We start from the raw sequence: 19,814 nt of genomic DNA, 5'->3' as shown, positions 1-19,814 counted from the left end.
CAAATCATTCATGTTCATGTATTCAAATAGGATTGTATTAATGAAATCGTTTCTTCCGGATGGCTGATATGCGGATAATGTCCCTTGGCCTCCATTAAGCGGAAGGAACTGTCCCTTAGATGGGCGTGTAAGTATTCGCCTGCCGAAATAGGTACGATGCTATCATCCGAGCACTGCATAATGAGTATGGGAACCTTAGCTTTAGGCAGCTCCTCCCGGCAGTCCGAGAAAAAAGTCACCTCAGCGAACTCTCTTGTTATAACAGGATCGGTCGAAATAAAGCTTCGCTCCAGCGCTTGACTCAGACTTGGCATCTCCGGATTCTTCATGGCAATCGGTGCAAGGAAGCCGGCCCATCCCGCGAAATTCAGCTCCATCATATCCAGCAGTTCTGTCACATCGCTTTTTTCAAAGCCTCCGACGTAACCTTCATCGTTCAAATAACGGGCGGACGGTCCGATCATGATTAACTCAGCAAAATACTCGGGACGCTCAATGGATGCCAGCATTCCAATCATGGAACTGACGGAGTGGCCAATAAAAGTCACGTCCTGCAGTTCTAGCGCCTCCATAATGTCCAGCACATCCTGCACATAACCGCGAAGGCTGCCGTATCTCTCCGAAGTATACGCGGACAAGTCGGAATGGCCTGAGCCCACATAATCAAACAACACAATTCGATAATGCGGTTCAAAAGCAGGCAAGATATATTTCCACATGCTCTGGTCACATCCAAACCCATGCGCCAGCATAAGCGTGCGCTCTCCTGTCCCCAACACCTTCACGTTATTTCGTGCAATAATCTGAACCTCATTCATTCATATAAACTCCTCTATCATCTTCATTCTTTCTCTCCATTCTAAGGGACCTTTTGTAAATATCAAGTCATTCCTGCGGAATGTTTGTCGATTTAAGACAAGTAGAATCGAAGTTACACGAAATCTTCCAAAATCCATGTAACCAGTCTATTTAAATTGCTTTAGTTGCCTAACAGATCGAAAGATGAACCATAACCGAGACTGTTCACGAAAAGCTACCATGTATTCGTTTTCTTGATCGCTGGTAGGGTTTTACTTTTGCAAGTGAAATAAGATAGTTTATTACATAAGATGTTATATGGGTTTATATGGTATTTAAGGTTTTAAATGTTTGATTTTCTCCCTCTATACCATAATATTCTCCCTTGACATCGAATGCGATAGAAAGAGCGTTTGCCTGCATCTATAACAGTAGAGCAAGAGCAAAACGCGCCATACTGTTCATCATTGCTAAGAGAGAATAAAGAGACAGAGAAAATGAGAAGAGAGAGGAGTGAGGCATTTGCAGTATTTCTTTTATGGTTTGGCCGGCATGTTTCTCGTATTTCAAATCTTGTATACGTTCATCCCGCTGCTATGCAGCAAGGTGAAGAAGCTCAACCCAGATCTTGCCGAAAAATCGATTTCCGTACTCGTTCCCGCTTATAACGAAGAGCTGACGATCGGGAATTGCATTGATGCCATGGCCGCACTGCGTTACAGCAACTATGAAATCTTGATTATTAACGACGGCTCGAAGGACGGAACGCTGTCTGCGCTTAACGAGCTCCTGGATTTAAGACCGGATGCCAGATTGGCAGATGGCAAACTGTCCTACAAACCAATAAAAGGATTCTATCGTTCGGAGCGCTATCGCCATATTTATGTTATCAACAAGGTAAATGGCGGAAAAGCGGATTCGTTGAATGCGGGCATTGATTATGCCCTTTCTGACATCGTCATTACCCTCGATGCAGACAGCATGCTGGAGGCTGACTCGCTCCGTTATGTAAATCAATATTTCCATGATGACGATATCATCGCGCTGGGCGGAACTGTGAAGATTGTACAGGGCGCCATGCGGGACAAGAACGGTGTCATCCTCGAGAAGTTTCGCGGCAGAGGGCTCATCAAAAGCCAGATCATCAATTATACGCATGGCTTCTATGTCCGCAAGCTTACGCAGTCATATTTTAATTCGATCGTAGTGATTTCAGGCGCTTTTGGTGCCTTCTATAAAGACGTTCTCGTTCATGTTAACGGATTCCGCAGCACGGTGGGGGAGGATATCGACATTACGCTGAAGATTCATGAGTATATCAAGGCCAATGGATTGAAGAAAAAGCTCGTCTATGCCCCCGAAGCGGTGTGCTATACCGAATGCCCCGAGAATCTCCCCAACTTCTATAAGCAGCGCATTCGCTGGCAGAAGGCGTTCATTGATTGTATCCTCATCTATTGGTCCAGACTGTCCAAGAGGTTCAGCGTCAAAGTCAGCCTGTTCTTTGCCATTGACGGATTCATGCTGGGAACGCTGTCGGCGTTCACCACGGTTTTCTATCTGGGACAGACGCTGATCGTGGGCGGAAACATCCTGCATGCCGTCATTTTTCTGCTGGTGAGCGTGCTGCTGAATGCAGCCCAGATTCTCATGTCCTTCTACTTATGCCGTAAATACGGCAGTACGTATACGTTTAGGGATTATATCAAGATGTTCCTGTTCAGTCAGGCAGAGCTGCTGACTTACCGGAACCTACTGCTCTATATCAACATTGCAGGGACCTTTAAATATTTTGACAATGATGAGGGCTGGGGCTTCGTGGAACGCAAAGGCGTAGCCGCTATCAGCCAGAACATGGCTGCAGGATCGAATTAAGTTATGGAGAAGGAGGCTGTTTGAAACCACATGGTTCCCAATAAGAGAATTGTCTACGTCGATATCCTAAGAATCCTATCCATTGTCGCTGTCATTATTCTGCACTATACAGCGGAGGTACTAACCAATTCAAATAACTTCAATTCCTCCTCCTGGTGGATTAGCAACGGGTTCAACTCCATTTCCCGCTTCGCCGTGCCCGTGTTCTTCATGATCAGTGGCGCGATGATTCTGAGAACGAACATTACGTCATACCGGGAATTTTATAGGAAGCGCGTTATGCCGCTGCTCATTCCCCTTCTGACCTGGTCGCTCATCTATGGTCTGTACAATCAATATTATGTGATGAAAAGCAAGCTGAGTGCCTATGCATTCGTTGTTGACTTCGGGTATCGGCTGCTTACTGACCGGAATTATGTACATCTCTGGTTCCTGTATGCCATTATTGCCATCTATATGACGGTGCCGCTTATCAGCAAATTCATCAAAGCCTGCTCCGAGAAGGACCTCCGGTATTATCTGCTTCTCTGGTTTATCGTCAGCATCGCCTACCGTTTCCTCTCGGATGCTATCTTCCGGGCCACCGATCAATACATCAACATTCCCATCATGAACATCCCGTTCTTCATGGGGTATTTGGGCTATTTTATATTAGGGTATTATCTCTTCCATTTTGAGCTGCCCCTCAAAGCCAAGAACTATCTGTACAATCTGGGCATTATATCGTTTTTCATTACGCCGGTGGCTACCTATTTTGTCTCGCTGCGCAGTGGTGTCCTGGATGAAATGTTCTATGGGAATTATTCCATCACCACCTTCTTCATGTCGGTCGGTTTATTCATCTTCTTTAAGGAGAAGGAATCGGCGATCAGCCAACAAGTGAACCATAAAGTCCAGAAATTGATTAGTTCGGTTTCCCGGGCCAGCTTCAGCATCTATCTGATCCACCTGCTGGTCGAGATGATGTTATCCGGGCGAACGGGAGTCGATGCGACGTTTCTGGAAGCCTCCCTCAGCCTGATCGTGAATATCTCCATCATCTTCGGCATCAGCTATATTACCGTCAAAGTGCTGAACCTAAGCAAAGCGGCAACCTACATTTTATTCGGCGGGCGGGGTTAAACATATGAAGATAACGATCTATACGAAATGTTTCATTGTGCTGCTGCTCGTGGGCATGGGACTCTATTTCTATCAAATTTCCGCAGCGGAAGACCGGAAAATAACGGCGGTCTATGTGGAGGCCTGGCAGGATTACCGGGACATGCAGCTGTCGGAAAAAGGCGTGGATATCGCGTTTATCGCTTTTGCCAAGATCGCAGGAACGAATCTTTACTTTCATGAAGACAGCACAACTAATGACCAGATCAAAGAGAATATTAAACAGCTGAAAGCGGCAAATCCGAACACGCGCATGGTGCTGGCCGTTGGCGGTTACGGTGCGGACGGATTCTCCGATGCAGCGCTCGATGGGAACCGGTATCTCTTCACGGAAAGCATCATCAATCTGGTCAAAGAGCTGGACCTTGACGGAGTCGACATCGACTGGGAGTATCCGGCGTTCCATGCCTGGAACACACAGAAAGCGCGCCCGGAGGATACGAAGAATTTTACCAGCCTGATGAAGGAGCTGCGGGAGAAGCTGTACAGGCTGCCCCACAAGAACAAGAACTATCTGCTGACCTTCGCTTCCGGAACCCAGGACTGGTATTTTCAGAATGTCGAAGTCAAGAAAGTGGAGAAGTATGTGGATTACATCAACGTCATGACCTACGACCTGACTGGCAAGTGGTCCGACACCACAGGCTTTAACTCCAATCTGTACGTGGACAGCCAGGGTAAATCCAAGCATTCCATTGATAGCATCATCTCGATGTACCTGGACCATGACATCGACAGCAAGAAGCTCCTGCTCGGCGTACCTGCTTACTCATATGGTTGGAAGAACGTGAAGGATAGCAAAGGGTCCAAGAACGGTCTGTTCGCTCCCGGAACGCCGATCGATATCGATAAGGTGAATCTCCATTACAAGCAGATCGAGAAAGCTTACCTGAACAAAAATGGCTTCAAGCGTTATTACGACGACCAAGCCAAAGCCGCCTACCTGTATGACGGCAAGACCTTCATCAGTTACGAGGATAAGGAAGCCCTGAAAGAGAAGGTGGCCTACATCCAGAGCAAGAATCTTGGAGGCGCGATGGTCTGGCAGTATGCCCAGGACGCGGAGGACGGCATCGTGAAGTTTTTGACGGAGCATTTGAATGAGAGGCAGCAAGCGACCAAGCGGTAACATATAGCGGTGGTACCTAATCTCAGTCCATGCTTTACAGCCTCTATAAGAGGGCACACACTTGACGTCACTACTGCTTTACCCGAAAAAGCCGATGATCATCGCAGTCGAGTGCGGATCATCGGCTCTATCTATTTTGTCAGGTCCATGGAAACCGAATCGTCTCCATTTTAATTCACCAGTATCCTATATTTTCGTTTTATCACATTTCACCAGTGACTCTTACAGCCTCTATGTTACTGTATCGATTAAAATAAAGGGTTTTGTCCTTTTTAATCCATCTGACCATGATATGACAGAAAAGAAAGAACCATAACAGACTTGTAAGAAACACCACTCCAATTACAAATAGGTTAGCTAGAAGATCCTCACCCATTTGATTAGAAAATATCTTCGATAATGCGGAGAGCAATAAAGGCATATAAACAATGAAGTAACGTCGGCTAAAGCTTCCTAACCCATTCCCCTTTTCCGGAAGCAATCTCATGCGAACGATCTTGGAGCCCACCGTATTTCCTTTCCAAATTACAGGGATCACTACCATAACCACAAAGAAAACAATGGCAAAAATGATCTCGTCAACAAGTACTCCTGGTCTCTTCAGCAACCCGAATATAAAGTTGGTTATAATTCTGGCAATGATTATATTTAGAAGAACCTCCATGAGTTGGGCACCGAACGTTGCCTTTCTCTGATTGTTAAAGAAGTGGCTTTGCTCACTAAGGGTTTTCCTCGATGGAATTAACACCAAAAACATGGGAGCGAGTATAAAGCCTAGTACAGTCCCCACCGTATTTGTCATCAAGTCATCTACATCAAATATACGATAGGGGCATTCAAAAAAGCCAAACAAAGCGGTTCGTTGGGTTATTTCAAAGAAAAACGAAACACCAAACCCAATAAGAGCAGCATGAAACCATTTAGCTTTCCCCTTAAAAAAGTATCTTAGAAAGACACCTAAAGGAAACAAAAGCAAAACATTAAAAAACATTTGATAAAAGGCCCGCGTTGTCAACAAGTCGATATAACTTGAAGGCACCGCCCAATGAAAACCGCTTTCACGCTGGATATCCCGTATAAATTGAAAAGGACGATTTTGAATAAAAATCGCGCCAGGGTCAATCGAGGCACAATTACTCCGAGCACTGGGTAATGGAAAAATCACTAAGAAGAATGCACTTAATCCATAAAAAATAAAGCTTAAGATAAGTAGTGTTCTCCAAAAGCTAAAATACCCATGTTTACGATACTGATAAACGGCCCACGGCAGCGTTAGAATGAACGCTAATACAAAACATATGGAGAGCGCAATGAAAATAGGCAATACATAGGCTTGCATTTCATTCTCCCTTTCTAAGATCAACTAGAGAAATAGCCATGAGAAAACGAATATCCTCAATCTTTTAAGTATTTCCAAAAGATTGAGCTGGCCATACCTTATGATCTATTTCACCAAAGGACACACAGAGCGTAAATGATCTATGAATAAAAATCGATATTGACTTGGTGTTAACACCAAGTTGTACGATAATATGGCAAACCAAGCACTGCTGCGGAAAGAGGTGCCAACATGGGAGACACATTCTCCATCAAACAAGTATCTAAACGAACCGGATTGACTGAGGATGCCATTCGCTATTACGAAAAAATCGGTCTCCTTCCTCCTCCCCAAAGGAAAGATAACGGCCATCGTGTCTATCACATAGAGGATGCCGAGATTATGGAATTGATCATATGCCTGAAGAAGACAGGAATGTCGCTGGAGGATATGAAAGCATACGTACATTTTCCCTTTAAGGAAAATATTCAATCCGTTCCGGAACTGAAAGCCATGCTCCAGAATTACCGTCAGAAAATTACCGATCAGATTTCGGATCTGCAGCGCATTCTGCGGTTCATCGATGACAAGTTGAACCATGATCAGTCCCTGCTTAATCCCGATAGGGCGACCAACGAAGAATCTTAAGTATAGGAGAATTACACATGACATATAAAAGAAATAATCGAGTCGCCTTGATCACGGGCGCAAGCTCCGGCATTGGCTTGGAGCTAACCAAGCGATTGTTATCCGAAGGTTGGGACATCCTCGCTTTGATCCGTTCTGCCTTTCCATCCAATGATCCCCTTGTACAAGACTGCCTTAGATCACAGCAGCTTAGAATATACACGGCTGACTTGTCGGATTTCACGGATCTCCAAGCCTCGCTGAACCGGATCAAGAAATACGAGAAACATATCGATGTGCTGTTTAATAACGCAGGTGTCTCCTTTGGTGAATTATCCTACTCCAAACAAGGGCGCGAGATGCATTTTGAAGTAAACTCCGTGGTGCCTTATATCATCTTTATGGAAATGAAAGAGCTTCTAGCGAACGGCAGCCTCAAGACGGTAATCAATACATCCTCCAATGCGTTGCTGTATCTCAAACAGTTCGATTACAATGCATTGGCTTCCCCTACCGTGTTTAGGAAGCTGGTTGGACCTTACGCGGCGAGTAAATTAGCCCTATCGTTGTGGACTCAGGAGATCGCCACTGCCATACAGAAGGAGGGCATTATGATCCGGAGTGTCTGTCCGGGAGCAAATAAAACAACCATTACCAACAACGCCGGGATGCCAAGATTTATGATTCCGATCCGTAACCTGTTCTTCTCCCATCCCAGTGAAGGAGCTTCACGCCTGTGTGAAGCAGCTCTAGGCAGTTCCCCACAATCTACGGGGGTCTTTCTCAACAAGGGTAAAGTAACGCCTTTGAAATTCTCGAGCCAAAGTACGGAGGTGCTTAACACGATTGAGCGGATCTATAAGCAGGAGTTTGCAGCCATATCTTAAACCCATACAGCAGAGTCAGTGATGGGTTTACGGCCGTTCCAGTTGTGATCCTGCTTCGAAGGATTAGGTAGACAGCTCCCCCCCATATATAAAAAAAGCCAAGCAAAGTTAATCTTGCTTGGCTTTTTGAGGTCCTTGGCGTTCAGAAAACTTACACTTATATCATCTAATCTTTTTTACTATTGGAAATTCCTTCATCCTTACGTCCCGCAAAAGGTCCGGTATGGACGCGATCGCTCAGGCACTACGGCATACTCGGCCTGCTCCGGGGAATGCGCATAGGGATGGGACAGCGCGTGCAGCAGTTCCTCCATGACGCTGTAGTCACCCTCCTGCTCTGCCGCTTCCAGTGCTTCCTCCACGCGATGGTTGCGCGGAATGATCGCAGGATTGCTGCTGCGCATAAGTTTCAAGGATTGATCCTTGGATTCCTGCTGACGGCCAAGTCTCGCCTGCCAGCGCTCATACCAGGAAGCCCATTCAGGCGTGCCAGTCAGAGGCGTACACTCCAGCTGATCCAACGTCAACGCACGGAAGGTATTCGTATAGTCTGCCTGGTGGTTTTTCATCATCTGGAGGAGGTTCTCGATCAGAGATTCATCTTCTTCCTCCTCATGGAAGATCCCCAGCTTGGCTCTCATGCCTGCAAGCCAATGTCCGTGATACAGATCGGCGAATGATCCGATCGCCTCCTCAGCGAGCTTGATGGCCTGCTCCTCTTCTTCATGCAGCAGCGGCAGCAGGGCTTCAGCCAATCTGGCGAGATTCCAGGCAGCCATATGAGGCTGATTCACATAGGCATAGCGGCCTTGGGCATCGATGGAGCTGAATACCGTATTAGGGTCAAAGGTATCCATGAAAGCACACGGCCCATAATCAATCGTTTCGCCGCTGAGCGTCATATTATCGGTATTCATCACCCCATGGATAAATCCAACCAGCTGCCATTTGGCGATTAGGGCAGCCTGCCGCTTGATGACCTCTTGAAGCAAAACCAGATAGCGGTTGGCACCGTCAGCAAGATCAGCATCCGGGTAATGCCGCTTTAAGGTGTAATCTGCCAGGATCTGCAGATCCTCGGTTGTACCCGCTCCCCGTACATATTGAAATGTCCCTACTCTGATATGACTTGAAGCAATGCGGGTCAGAATCGCACCAGGCAGCTCTCTCTCCCGGGTGACAGGCTGTCCGGTGGATACGACCGCCAGGCTTCGGGTGGTCGGAATCCCCAAGGCAAACATCGCCTCGCTGATAATATATTCACGCAGCATCGGACCCAGAGCTGCCCGGCCATCGCCTCCACGGGAATACGGCGTTCGCCCTGAGCCCTTGAGCTGAATATCCAGGCGCTTCCCCTCCGGAGTAAGTTGTTCTCCGAGAAGAATGGCCCGTCCGTCCCCGAGCATCGTAAAATAACCAAACTGGTGGCCCGCATACGCTTGTGCAAGTGGTAAAGCTCCTTCCGGTATTTTGTTGCCTGCCAGCATGGCTGCACCCTCTGCACTCCGCAGCGCCTCTGCGTTTAAACCCAGGGACTGCGCCAATGACTCATTTAGAATAACCAGCTCCGGCGAGCGTACGGGTGTGGGATCTTGTAAGGTATAAAAGGAATCCGGCAGCTTCGCATAGCTGTTGTCAAAATTCCATCCAATCTCGGTCACAGCATTGTTATTCGTCATGGGATCTCCTTCTCCAAAGCAAATTTGATTAATTAGGTTCTACGTATTATTTAAACACAAGTTACTCTTGCTAGGGTTTACTATAGGAAATTAATTATTCCGCTGGATAAAAAACACACGCCCATCAAAGAAAAATCGCCATCGGGAATTCCCGATGACGATGATGAAGTGAGTGAAACGTTAGTCCCGATTTGCCAGCTTTGACAGCAGACGGATGATTTCGATATACAACCATACGAGTGTAACCAACAAACCGAAGGAGGCGTACCACTCCATGTATTTAGGTGAACCGTTCTCGGCTCCCTCTTCGATAAAGTTAAAATCGAGTATAAAATTCAATGCCGCAATAATGATGATCACTACGGAAATTCCGATGCCAATCAGGGTGCTGTCATGCAGGAAAGGCACGGCCACGCCGAACATCCGCAGTACGAAACTTAACAGATATACAAGCGCAACACCGATCGTAGCGGTAATGACCCCCCGCTTGAAGCCTGCAGTGGCCTTAAGGAGGCCGGTCTTATAAGCAAGCAGCATGCCCAGGAATATACACATCGTCAGTAAAGCCGCTTGCATCGTGATTCCATAATACAAAAATTCGTAATGAGCCGATAAAGCTCCTAGGAAGAAGCCTTCCAGGATTGCATAAACCGGAGCTAGAAACGGTGCTGCCTTCGGCACAAAGCTGATGATCAGCGCCAGCACAAAGCCACCGATCGCTCCGCCGATCATGTACGGGAATACCTCATACCCGTTGTAGAACATAACCCATGAAATAACGGCTGCCCCGATCAGCAGCGCAAGCAGCATGAACGATTTGTTCACCGTGCCGCCAATTGTCATCGTTTCTTGATCGTTGTAATAATATCCTTCGCGCTCAAACCTTTCTTCGTTGAGCGTGGGATTCCCACTGCGCCCTATCAAATGAATATCCTCCCTATCTAACTTTTTTATTCATTTTAACATAGGTTGGAATATTTTAGGATACACAAAATTAAGCATTACACATCAATTCACAATTACCCTTCACAGGGCTATCAGGAAAGCCCGCCGAGGAAGGCATCGAAATTCGTGGCAAGACGCGTAATCTTATAATCGTTGGCCTTGTCGACATGGACGACCTCAGGTTCTCCATCGTTCCCAGACGAGCGATAATCCAGCATCACGACCTCGGATGCGGAAGGACAATCGCAAATTACCACGCCAATCTCAGGATACCCGCCGCTTTCGATCATATAGCGGCTGCCCAGGCTTCCGCACAAGGATTTTTTCTTGTCTCGTCCAATTCCTAGAATGCCTGAGATTTCAATATATTCCTGCGCTCCATCCCCTATAGGAAACTTCCGGTTCCGGGGAATCCCGCCGTTATGTAATTTCATCGCTTGGATATAGGATGCAGGCAGCTTGAAGACCAATGCTTCTTCCACCGATTCAATCAGATCATCTGAAGGTGGAGCTGAGGTGTATTGATCAGCCGCAAGCGCGCGATCATCCCAGAAATTCAGTACATCCGGATCGGCATGGGACATCACAATCGGTTGCTCTGCAGGTTTCGGAGCGGTTTTACTGCGAATCCATTCCAAGAACTCGAGTGTATCCTCATCGCCCGGCTCCAAGTGATCCGCCACTTCAAACGCTCTTCGCGCATCCTCATACCGGTCCAGGTAGTAATAAGCAAGTCCAATGCGATAATGCCACAGCGGATCATCCTTGCCCTCATCCTGAATAGACAGAAATAGCTCGACTGCCTCATCATAGCGTTCCAAATTATTCATTGCTCGGCCCAAATGGCTGATCAGGACATAATCCCGTTCTTCCTCCGGAATTTCCATGATCGCATCTACGATTTCCTCAAACTCGTCCTCTTCATGCCACTCTTCCAGCTGCTCCAGTAGCTCTTCACTCATCATCTGTCGCCTCCCAATCAAATCACTTGATGAAAGTATACCATTTTCTTCTTTCCAGAACATGCCGCCAAGAAGAGATTTCCCCCGTGTCTTTCAGGAAAAAGTGCCGAATATCCCCCACAGGAGATTGTTAGGCAATCCAGACACTTCGGGCGAGAATTTTCTACGCGCCTGTAGCAGAAGCTCTTAAACGTGCTGTCTCCTATGGAGTTTAAATCTTTGCACGGCTGCGATAAATACCAGTTATCCCCAAGTTTGAACTCTAATGGAGTGGTTAAGTATTTTTTGAATCCAATACCACACAGCAGGAGGTAATCAACATGACAGAAAAAATAGTTGGTGTATTTGCTTCGGAACATGACGCGTCGAATGCAATCCAAGATTTAAAAGACCTCGGTTACCGTGCGGATGATATTTCAGTAGTAGGAAAAAACAAAGCAGATATAGATACGATTCATGACGAGACAGGAACCAAGGCTCCGGAAGGCATTGCTACCGGCGCGGCAACTGGTGGTGTGCTAGGCGGCGTAGCCGGATTGCTGGCTGGTCTGGGAGCGCTGGCGATTCCAGGCATCGGGCCGATCTTGGCAGCAGGGCCTATTGCAGCAACGCTAACCGGAGCTGCGGTCGGTGCAGGTACAGGCGGACTGGTCGGAGGACTGGTTGGTCTGGGTATTCCGGAAGATGAGGCCGAGGAGTACAATACGCATGTTAATAGCGGACGTATTCTGGTGATGGTGGACGCGGACAATACTAGGGACGATCAGGTGTATACGATTTTACGTAATCACCATTCCTTAAATGCTTCCGATTACAAGAATCACAAAGGCGTAACGAATTCAAATTCGGATGCCGTGGATGTTCCTACACGCGAAAAGAGAGAGCCTGTCTTCTATCAGGAGATGGCTACACTGGACCGCCCAGAACGGCTGGACCAGCAGAATCAGCGCGCCCTTAATACGGACCAAGAGCGCACCATGCGTCTTCGTGAGGAACAGCTGGATATCTCGAAGAAGCCGCAAACCACTGGCGAGGTTAATCTTCGCAAGGAAGTCGTCGAGAACGAGCAGACGATTAATGTCCCAGTATCCCGTGAGGAAATCGTAATTGAGAAAAAATCGGTGAATGATGATGTTTCCGGTGAACCGATCGGCCGTGATGAAACCATCCGCATTCCGGTTACGGAAGAACGCGTTGAGGTAAATAAACGTCCGGTCGTCACTGGTGAAGTAGAAGTCCACAAACGGAAAGTGGAGGATACCGAGCAGGTCCGTGATACACTGAAAAAAGAAGTAGCCCATCTGGACCAGTCAGGAAACCCTACGATTAAGGGAGATAAGAATCTGGATTAACAGGGCCCATGCCTCAAACTTCACATCATAATAGAACGGGACGGCTGCAGCCGTCCCGTTCTTATTTATACATATCAATTGGCAGCCACGCGATCGGCTCCCTACTTTCCTCCGCCGTGAATATAGCGAAGACATGTAGAGCTCTGAAGCCAAAAGGATAACGTCAGCCATCCCGAAAGTCCCCAGCAATACGTCTTAATACAAAAATCATAAATTCCTGGACTTATCTTTTTTGCTAAAATAAACTTAAAATGGAATTCATACTTATAGCTAATTACAATTAAGATTTGAAAGCGAGGTGCAGCCATTGACGACCCTTATCGTGATCATCGTCCTCATCTCACTGATCACGCCATCCATCTTTCTCATCAAATTTGCCAAGGGAGCTCGGGCGCATAACGAACGAAACGTACAGCGCAAGATGATTCTCTCAAGCGGTACGCCTGCTCAGGCGCTGATCAACTCGATCCAGCAAACAAACGCGCAGGTTGACGATCAACCGGAAGTATTGTTGGACTTAAGCGTCTCGAAACCCGAGGGCGGGACGATCCACACCGTCGTGAGAACCGTCATCCCGATCATAAGTATCCCCACGTTTCAAAAAGGCAACATCATCGAAGTAAAGCATATGACGATAGACAATGAGTTGAAATTCGAGGTCGTAGGTGCTTATATACCTTGAGAATGAATTCCCGGTTACAACTCTCCCTCAAGAAACCGGATAAGGTATACGTCCGGCTGCGCCATGAACTCGGTATAGCTGCATAAATGAGCATACGCCTGATGCTCCAAGTCATAACAACCGATCTGGCCCTTTTTCTTCGGGTTCCACACGAGATACAGGTGAGAGTAATTGTCAATAGCCGCTGACAGGCGCAGCAGCTTTTGCCGGCCGATCTTCATTTCGATCGTGTCGATCAAAGGGAAGAAATCGATGTATTCGATTTCGTATTCATTTGGGGCAAGCTCCACATGCAGCTGGTCTCCGGTTAGAAATTTGACCAGTTCCTCGGGCAATTTATACTTTTTCAGCTCATATTTCTTATTCTCATCTTGTAGGAGAGCCTACAGAGGATATGGCGGGGCTTTGGCTGCTGTGATGTTATCGGGATGAATATCAGCCTGCTCATGGCCAAACATGCGAAGATAGATATACTCTACTTCTTCAAGTGACATTTGAGTTGATCGACTGACTTCATACAGGTCCACATCCTGTGACAGCAGCTCGCGCGCTTGATGAATTTTCCCATTCAGCCAGTTGTTCTCAAGCATCCATTGTTTCACCTGGCCCAGCCAATGGCTTTGGGTTTCTGAATCAGCATGCTTTTTATATTTAGCAACAGACTCCGACAGATAGTCATAGAGATAGATCCCCAATGCCTCACGCTGCTCATGCTTGGACATCCGCAGATACTGCTCATAACTTATGCTGATATCCAAGTAGAGCGTGTGATCCTTGCTGTCAAACCGTCTGAATGTTTGGCGAGCATAATGATCAGGCAGAACACGGAATATAACGAAAATATCATAAGGAAACAGCCAAGTTGCTGCCGCTTCCTCTAAAGGCTGCAGTTCATCCTTTAATTGACCTACACATGTTCCATGGGTATCCAAAGTAAAGCCCAGCTTCATTAACATGCCTCCTCTCACAAACCTCATAAAAAGATGGCCTGCCTTCAATTATAGTGATCGTAACCTTGAGGAGAACCTTCTGCCATCTACAAAGTTACGAAATCTTGAGGCACCCCTTCGACAAAAGCCACTGCTCCATAACGGCGAAGGCCTGCTGTGCATCCTCTTCATAGAAGATAGCCACCTCTTGCCCATAAGCGTAATTAAACCGGATATAACCGCCCAGATGCTGATAGAACAAATGGCAGGCATACGGGGTCTCAATGATTAAATCAGGAGGAGCATCCGTCTGACACATCCTGGCTAGTTCTGGCAGCGAAGGTGAATCCGGCCCCGGCGGCAGCCGCAAAAACAGATGGCTCCGCGTACCTGTCCATGGTTCATAATAAACGGCCCCCTCTTGACTGCTTCCATACACATGCCGATAGATTTCATCCAGCACAAGCGCGTAAACACCGTCGTCTTCCTGCTCCCATGCTTGCAGCGGCAAGGCCTGGATATGCTCTGAATGACGAGGCAGCCACAGCAGCCCGGATATTTTGGGATGCACCGCCAGAAAATCACCATCCACCGTTGTGCCGATTGCGATGCATTCTGCGATCTGCTGCTCGGTAATCGGGCTGTTTTCATCATGTTCCCACAAGCCGTACTCGGCAAAAGGCTGAAGCACCTCTGGATCGGGCTGCTGGATATTCATCCACCCTCTGTAGGTGCCTTCACCAAATTGCTGCAAAAACCGGAGATAACCCGGTGGATATATAGCTGCCGTCTCGCTTGCAAACTCCCGGCATCGGTCATAAGGCAGCGGCTTCGGTTTAGATACAACGTACACGATCATTCCTCCTGTATGCTGGCCGATTCTCTTCCGTTCTCGAGCCAATCCCCTTTTCTCCCTGAAATATGTTTATACTATTCTTCCACAAACTGTGGAACGTTTCCTTCCAGATCCTTTCCTTACTTTTCTTGCTTTTGATACCTTTCTTACATTTATGACAGGTGTCATACGATTCCTTTTACAGGTGTGAATATCGTGCCAAGGGAGCGTACATCTACAATGAATATAAAAGAGAAGCCATAAGGAAAGAAGGAGACGGGAGATGGAACAACGGAAAGACAGAATACGGTTGCTGGATATTTTGCGGGGCTTTGCCATACTGGGAACGCTCGGGACGAATATTTGGATATTCGCGCATGCCGGAGACGTCAATTATATTACCACCTTTAATCAGTCCGGGTGGTGGGGCTTGAATGATCTTCTTCGCATGATCATTTTGTTCCTGGTCAACGGAAAGCTGCTCGGTCTATTAACGATTATGTTCGGCGTCGGTATGGAGATGAAGTATCAACAGGCGAAGCGAAGAGGGAAGCCGTGGCCCGGCGTTTATTTGTGGGTCGTCCTGTTTCTGATCCTCGAAGGCCTGCTGCACTTTATATTGGTCATGGAATATGACATCTTAATGAGCTATGGAGTTACCGCCATCATTGCAGCCTTCATCTTAAAGGGGGGCGATCGGCTCATCGCCCGTACGATGAACGTAATTGGCAGCATTTTCGCCATTGCGATTCTGGCCCTTGCCGGACTGATGCTGGCGAGCGGTGCAAGCGTATCGCTGGGCGGTTTTGGCGATGTTGCTGCTCTTTATCAGGAAGGCACTTGGATGGAGCAAGTCCAATATCGCCTGACGAACTTCCTTCCACTGCGAATGGAAGCCATCTTCGTGATACCGACCAACGTGTTCCTGTTTCTGCTGGGGGTTCGCTTCATGCGGACAGGGGTATTCTCCCCGGATGAGAACGGCAAAAAACTGCGGGGAACGCTATTCAAGCTTGGAATGTATGTCGGTGTGCCGCTCAATTTGTTCATTTTTATCCCCGGCGGAGCCTTTGATCTACCCGTGCGCTATCTATTCGCACCGCTTATGTCCGTAGGGTATATAGCTATCATTGCTAGCATGATACAATATACGAAATGGGAATGGCTGTGGCGACTGCTGGAAAATGCGGGGAAAATGTCTTTGAGCTGCTACGTATTTCAAAATATCCTGGCATCGGTCATTTTCTACGGCTGGGGACTCGGCCTTGCCGGCAAGCTGAATTCTGCGGCCATCATCGGCATCTGGCTGCTGATTTGTGTATTTCAGCTAATCTTGGCATCAATGTGGCTGCGCGGATTCAAGCTGGGTCCCATGGAGACTGTCCGCAAGCGGGCGGTAGGTTACTTCGAATCAAGATAGCCAAATTGGGGGCTTTGCATGGGCAGATTCTACAAGTTATACCCGAGAGAGCAGATCAAAAGTTATCTGCTTATCGATATCATATTAACCGTATTTCTAATCTACCGGATCTTCTATATCGATTCGGCGCTGGGATGGTGGGGCAGCTTCGGGCTGCTCCTGTTATTCCTCGTTTCGTTCTACGTTGGACTGTGGCAGCGGGGCGGCTGGCTGCTGGTTGCCGTGCTCTCCGGACTGCTCTCGCTTGCCGTGCTTGGAATATACAGCGGCCCGGGCATACTCGTATTCTCGATCATTCAGGCCGATTTGCTGGGGAGAGCCAAATCCAAGATACATATTGCTATCGGCAGTATAGCCATTGCTATATCATATCTGCTCGTGTTTCTCATCCGGCGGGAGCCGCTGCTTGAGAATCCCAATACCATCTACCTGCCGGTCATGATTGTCCAGATGCTGTACCCAACCGTCATCTATATCAAGGAGAAAGCCAAAAGCTTGCAAGGAAAGCTAGATGCCGCCAACGAGCAAATCGCCCAATACATCCAGCAGGAGGAGCGGCAGCGCATCGCAAGGGATCTTCACGATACCTTGGGACAGACCCTCATGATGATCAAAATGAAAAGTGAGCTGGCAACGAAATGGGTTGATAAAGACCCGGAACAGGCCAAGCGGGAATTAAGCGAGATTCGGGATACGTCCCGAACCGCCTTGAAACAAGTGAGAGAGCTGGTATCGGAGATGAAATTCATATCCTTGAGTGATGAACTTGAGCATGCAGCCAAGCTGCTCCATACGGCAGGCATTGAGCTGCATATCGAAGCTCCAGAGAATCCGCCGCTGTTATCCAGTGTAGAGGAAACGATGCTCGCACTCTGCGTTCGAGAAGCCATGACCAATATCATCAAGCATAGCCAAGCCAAGCAGTGTACCATCACACTGGAATTCAATGAGCAGGCCTATCAGATTCATATTGCCGATGACGGAGTGGGGATCAGGGGACATAGCGGTGGAAACGGCATTCCATCGATCACGGAACGGATGAAGGCGCTGGGCGGCTCCTTCGTGATCTCTCCCCAGCAAGAAGCAGGCACTTCGTTGACGCTGGAGCTCCCGCTTCGCCCGCAAGACAAGGAGGACGCTATATGATTCGAATCATAATTGCAGAAGATCAAAAAATGCTTCGCGGCGCTTTTGCCTCATTGCTCAAATTCGAAGACGATTTTGAGGTAGTGGCCGAGGTTCCCGACGGTCAGCAAGCCTGGGAGGCGATACTGGAGCATAAGCCGGATGTGTGCCTGCTCGATATCGAGATGCCGCATATTAACGGCCTTGAATTAGCTGAGAACATTCGTCGTGCCGGTTTGCCCTGCAAGATTATGATGGTTACGACCTTTGCGCGTCCCGGCTATTTGCAAAAGGCGATGGATGCCCAGGTGGAGGGCTATCTGTTAAAGGATGAACCGATCGATTGCCTGATCGGGGCCATACGGCGGGTTATGAAGGGTGAACGGGTAGTCAGCACCGACTTGGCCGCAGCCCTCTTCATGAAGGAAGAGAACCCGCTTAGTGAACGGGAGACCGAGATGCTTCGACTGACCAGGGAAGGCATGACCACCGGCGATATCAGCAAAGCCCTGTTTCTGACGAGAGGAACCGTGCGCAACTATCTGTCCTCTGCCATTCAAAAGCTGGGGGCCGAATCCCGGCAGCGAGCCGTTACTATCGCGGAGGAAAAAGGCTGGCTGTAGCGGGCACCGGAATAGCGGGTTACAATGCGGGGTGCTCACTTCTTTATAGGGTCGCATTTAATTTTTCAAAAATCTGCAGCAGCTGCGCCCTCTCTTCCACTGCTAATCTTTCATATAAATTTCTTCGTAAAGCGTGCCCGCACTCATACGCTTTATGAATCATATCTATCCCTTTATCCGTAATACTCAGATAACTAATTCGCCTGTCATACTCATCCGTTATTCTGACGGCCAGCTTCTTCTTCACCAGCTTCTCGGATAAATGGGTCAGCGTAGACGGGGTTAATCCTAAATTCAGCGCGATGTCGGACGGGCGGCTTTTTCCACTTGCCTTTAAATGGCTGAGCACGAGAATATGGGAAATATTAAGGTCACCATTAAACATTTTGCTCCACTGAATAATCAAATGGTTCGTAACCTTGTCCATATTATGTATGGTTTGGAATATCGTCTGCTCTTCGTTCATACAAACCTCCTTATCTATAAAAAATAAGAGCCTAATTGAAATAAATAGGCTCTTATTCGTTTACAGCTATCTAGTTAAGGATACATCCACTCGCAAAGAAAGCTTAGAGCGGAGATTAGCCCTGTGCCTTTTTAGCAAACGCCTCGATATCAGCAATGCTTGGGTTGGCGATATAGTGCCCACCTTCTACCTCGATCGTTTGCCCTGTTATAAACTTGGATTCATCCGAAGCCAGGAAGAGAACCGTGTAGCCAAGATCTTCCGGCTCACCGTGGTACGACAATGCATTATATTTTGCGAATATATCCAGTACTTCAGGTACCATATTGTTCTTGGCAGCCGGAGTTAAAATCAAACCAGGCGCTACCGCGTTGCAGCGGATGCTGTGTTTGCCGTATTGAGTGGCAATATACTTCGTCAGATGCACGACACCCGCTTTCGAAGTACCGTAAGCAGTCCGGATGGAGTCACTTGCAAAGCCCGCCATGGATGCCGTATTAATGATAGAACCACCGCCTGCTTTAATCATATGAGGAATGGCAAATCGGCTTCCCAATAGCACACTCTTCAGATTGACATTCATCAGTCGATCCCATTCATCAAGGTCCATATTAACAACATCCAAATCCTTCTTCAGATTGGTCAATCCTACATTGTTAAATAGAATATTGATCTTACCATAATGACTTACCGTCGATTCAACCGCTTCCTCAATGGACTTTCCGTCCCCTGCATCAAGGAAAATGCCGGTCGCTTCTCCGCCCGCTGTTTTTATGTTCTCGGCCGCCGCTTTGGCACCCTCCACATTAAAGTCCGCAATAACGACTTTGGCCCCTTCTTTTGCCATTAAAGTTGCAGCGGATAGACCTATGCCAGAGGCTCCCCCCGTTATTAACGCTACCTTATCTTCCACTCTTCCCATCGTTCATAACCCCTTTCTCTTAAGAGACATTCACCGCTTTGTTCCTGGTATTCTCTTGAAGCGCATCAAGATACAGTAC

At 47.7% G+C, this 19,814-nt stretch carries 19 protein-coding genes and 1 pseudogene; 10 read left to right on the top strand and 10 right to left on the bottom strand.

The features are described from left to right. Positions 1-14: 14 nt before the first annotated feature. Complete coding sequence (locus tag AM231_RS25655; protein WP_054405198.1) at positions 15-818, bottom strand: alpha/beta fold hydrolase; 804 nt, start codon at positions 816-818, stop codon at positions 15-17. A gap of 502 nt (positions 819-1,320) precedes the next feature. Here AM231_RS25655 and AM231_RS25650 point away from each other — a divergent pair. The 3 genes from AM231_RS25650 to AM231_RS25640 are packed head-to-tail and all read left to right on the top strand — an operon-like array spanning position 1,321 to position 4,963. Then, complete coding sequence (locus AM231_RS25650) at positions 1,321-2,673, top strand: glycosyltransferase family 2 protein (protein WP_207383690.1); 1,353 nt, start codon at positions 1,321-1,323, stop codon at positions 2,671-2,673. Between the two features lie 30 nt (positions 2,674-2,703). Then, positions 2,704-3,795, top strand: coding sequence for an acyltransferase (locus tag AM231_RS25645; protein ID WP_054405197.1), 1,092 nt, complete (start codon positions 2,704-2,706; stop codon positions 3,793-3,795). 4 nt (positions 3,796-3,799) lie between these two features. After that, on the top strand, positions 3,800-4,963 hold the full coding sequence (locus tag AM231_RS25640) for a glycoside hydrolase family 18 protein (RefSeq protein ID WP_054405196.1): 1,164 nt from the start codon (positions 3,800-3,802) through the stop codon (positions 4,961-4,963). 202 nt (positions 4,964-5,165) lie between these two features. On the opposite strand, the gene AM231_RS25635 is transcribed toward AM231_RS25640, so the two are convergent. Then, on the bottom strand, positions 5,166-6,302 hold the full coding sequence (locus AM231_RS25635; protein ID WP_054405195.1) for a VanZ family protein: 1,137 nt from the start codon (positions 6,300-6,302) through the stop codon (positions 5,166-5,168). 231 nt (positions 6,303-6,533) lie between these two features. On the opposite strand from AM231_RS25635, the gene AM231_RS25630 reads away from it, so the two are divergent. Beyond that, the gene (locus tag AM231_RS25630) at positions 6,534-6,929 is read left to right on the top strand and encodes a MerR family transcriptional regulator (RefSeq protein ID WP_054405194.1); all 396 of its coding nucleotides are present in this window, start codon (positions 6,534-6,536) and stop codon (positions 6,927-6,929) included. Between the two features lie 17 nt (positions 6,930-6,946). Continuing rightward, complete coding sequence (locus AM231_RS25625; RefSeq protein ID WP_054405193.1) at positions 6,947-7,795, top strand: SDR family NAD(P)-dependent oxidoreductase; 849 nt, start codon at positions 6,947-6,949, stop codon at positions 7,793-7,795. Between the two features lie 200 nt (positions 7,796-7,995). Here the strand turns inward: AM231_RS25625 and AM231_RS25620 are convergent, their stop codons facing one another. The 3 genes from AM231_RS25620 to AM231_RS25610 form a co-directional block, all read right to left on the bottom strand. Continuing rightward, positions 7,996-9,474, bottom strand: coding sequence for a protein adenylyltransferase SelO (locus AM231_RS25620; RefSeq protein ID WP_054405192.1), 1,479 nt, complete (start codon positions 9,472-9,474; stop codon positions 7,996-7,998). 180 nt (positions 9,475-9,654) lie between these two features. Continuing rightward, on the bottom strand, positions 9,655-10,398 hold the full coding sequence (locus AM231_RS25615; protein WP_053490907.1) for a Bax inhibitor-1/YccA family protein: 744 nt from the start codon (positions 10,396-10,398) through the stop codon (positions 9,655-9,657). 113 nt (positions 10,399-10,511) lie between these two features. Beyond that, positions 10,512-11,381, bottom strand: coding sequence for an SMI1/KNR4 family protein (locus tag AM231_RS25610; RefSeq protein WP_053490906.1), 870 nt, complete (start codon positions 11,379-11,381; stop codon positions 10,512-10,514). A gap of 320 nt (positions 11,382-11,701) precedes the next feature. On the opposite strand from AM231_RS25610, the gene AM231_RS25605 reads away from it, so the two are divergent. Then, complete coding sequence (locus tag AM231_RS25605; RefSeq protein ID WP_054405191.1) at positions 11,702-12,733, top strand: YsnF/AvaK domain-containing protein; 1,032 nt, start codon at positions 11,702-11,704, stop codon at positions 12,731-12,733. A 307-nt stretch (positions 12,734-13,040) separates the two neighbouring features. Next, on the top strand, positions 13,041-13,415 hold the full coding sequence (locus AM231_RS25600) for a hypothetical protein (RefSeq protein WP_053490904.1): 375 nt from the start codon (positions 13,041-13,043) through the stop codon (positions 13,413-13,415). Positions 13,416-13,429: 14 nt separating this feature from the next. Here the strand turns inward: AM231_RS25600 and AM231_RS25595 are convergent. From AM231_RS25595 to AM231_RS25585, 3 genes and pseudogenes are all read right to left on the bottom strand, one after another. Next, positions 13,430-13,783: pseudogene (locus AM231_RS25595) on the bottom strand (ankyrin repeat domain-containing protein); the annotation flags it as partial. Between the two features lie 15 nt (positions 13,784-13,798). After that, entirely contained in the window at positions 13,799-14,365 is a 567-nt protein-coding gene (locus AM231_RS25590; protein ID WP_054405189.1) for a hypothetical protein, read from the bottom strand. A gap of 94 nt (positions 14,366-14,459) precedes the next feature. Beyond that, entirely contained in the window at positions 14,460-15,245 is a 786-nt protein-coding gene (locus tag AM231_RS25585; protein WP_242615309.1) for a hypothetical protein, read from the bottom strand. Between the two features lie 217 nt (positions 15,246-15,462). Here AM231_RS25585 and AM231_RS25580 point away from each other — a divergent pair, with 217 nt between their 5' ends. The 3 genes from AM231_RS25580 to AM231_RS25570 are packed head-to-tail and all read left to right on the top strand — an operon-like array spanning position 15,463 to position 18,347. Beyond that, positions 15,463-16,599, top strand: coding sequence for a DUF418 domain-containing protein (locus tag AM231_RS25580; protein ID WP_054405188.1), 1,137 nt, complete (start codon positions 15,463-15,465; stop codon positions 16,597-16,599). Positions 16,600-16,617: 18 nt separating this feature from the next. Beyond that, positions 16,618-17,745: a sensor histidine kinase gene (locus AM231_RS25575; protein ID WP_054405187.1), complete on the top strand. Its 1,128-nt coding sequence runs from the start codon at positions 16,618-16,620 to the stop codon at positions 17,743-17,745. Next, the gene (locus tag AM231_RS25570; protein WP_054405186.1) at positions 17,742-18,347 is read left to right on the top strand and encodes a response regulator transcription factor; all 606 of its coding nucleotides are present in this window, start codon (positions 17,742-17,744) and stop codon (positions 18,345-18,347) included. The genes AM231_RS25575 and AM231_RS25570 overlap by 4 nt, the downstream gene beginning before the upstream one ends. A 43-nt stretch (positions 18,348-18,390) precedes the next feature. On the opposite strand, the gene AM231_RS25565 is transcribed toward AM231_RS25570, so the two are convergent. After that, entirely contained in the window at positions 18,391-18,813 is a 423-nt protein-coding gene (locus tag AM231_RS25565) for a MarR family winged helix-turn-helix transcriptional regulator (protein WP_054405185.1), read from the bottom strand. A 115-nt stretch (positions 18,814-18,928) separates the two neighbouring features. Continuing rightward, a complete protein-coding gene (locus AM231_RS25560; RefSeq protein ID WP_054405184.1) occupies positions 18,929-19,735 on the bottom strand; it encodes an SDR family NAD(P)-dependent oxidoreductase in 807 nt (268 codons plus the stop codon). Between the last annotated feature and the right edge of the window lie 79 nt (positions 19,736-19,814).

It is taken from the genome of Paenibacillus solani (assembly GCF_001277345.1).
Classification (GTDB): domain Bacteria; phylum Bacillota; class Bacilli; order Paenibacillales; family Paenibacillaceae; genus Paenibacillus_AQ; species Paenibacillus_AQ solani.
Note: the sequence above shows the minus strand (reverse complement) of the source record. Positions and strands in the feature narration are given on the sequence as shown.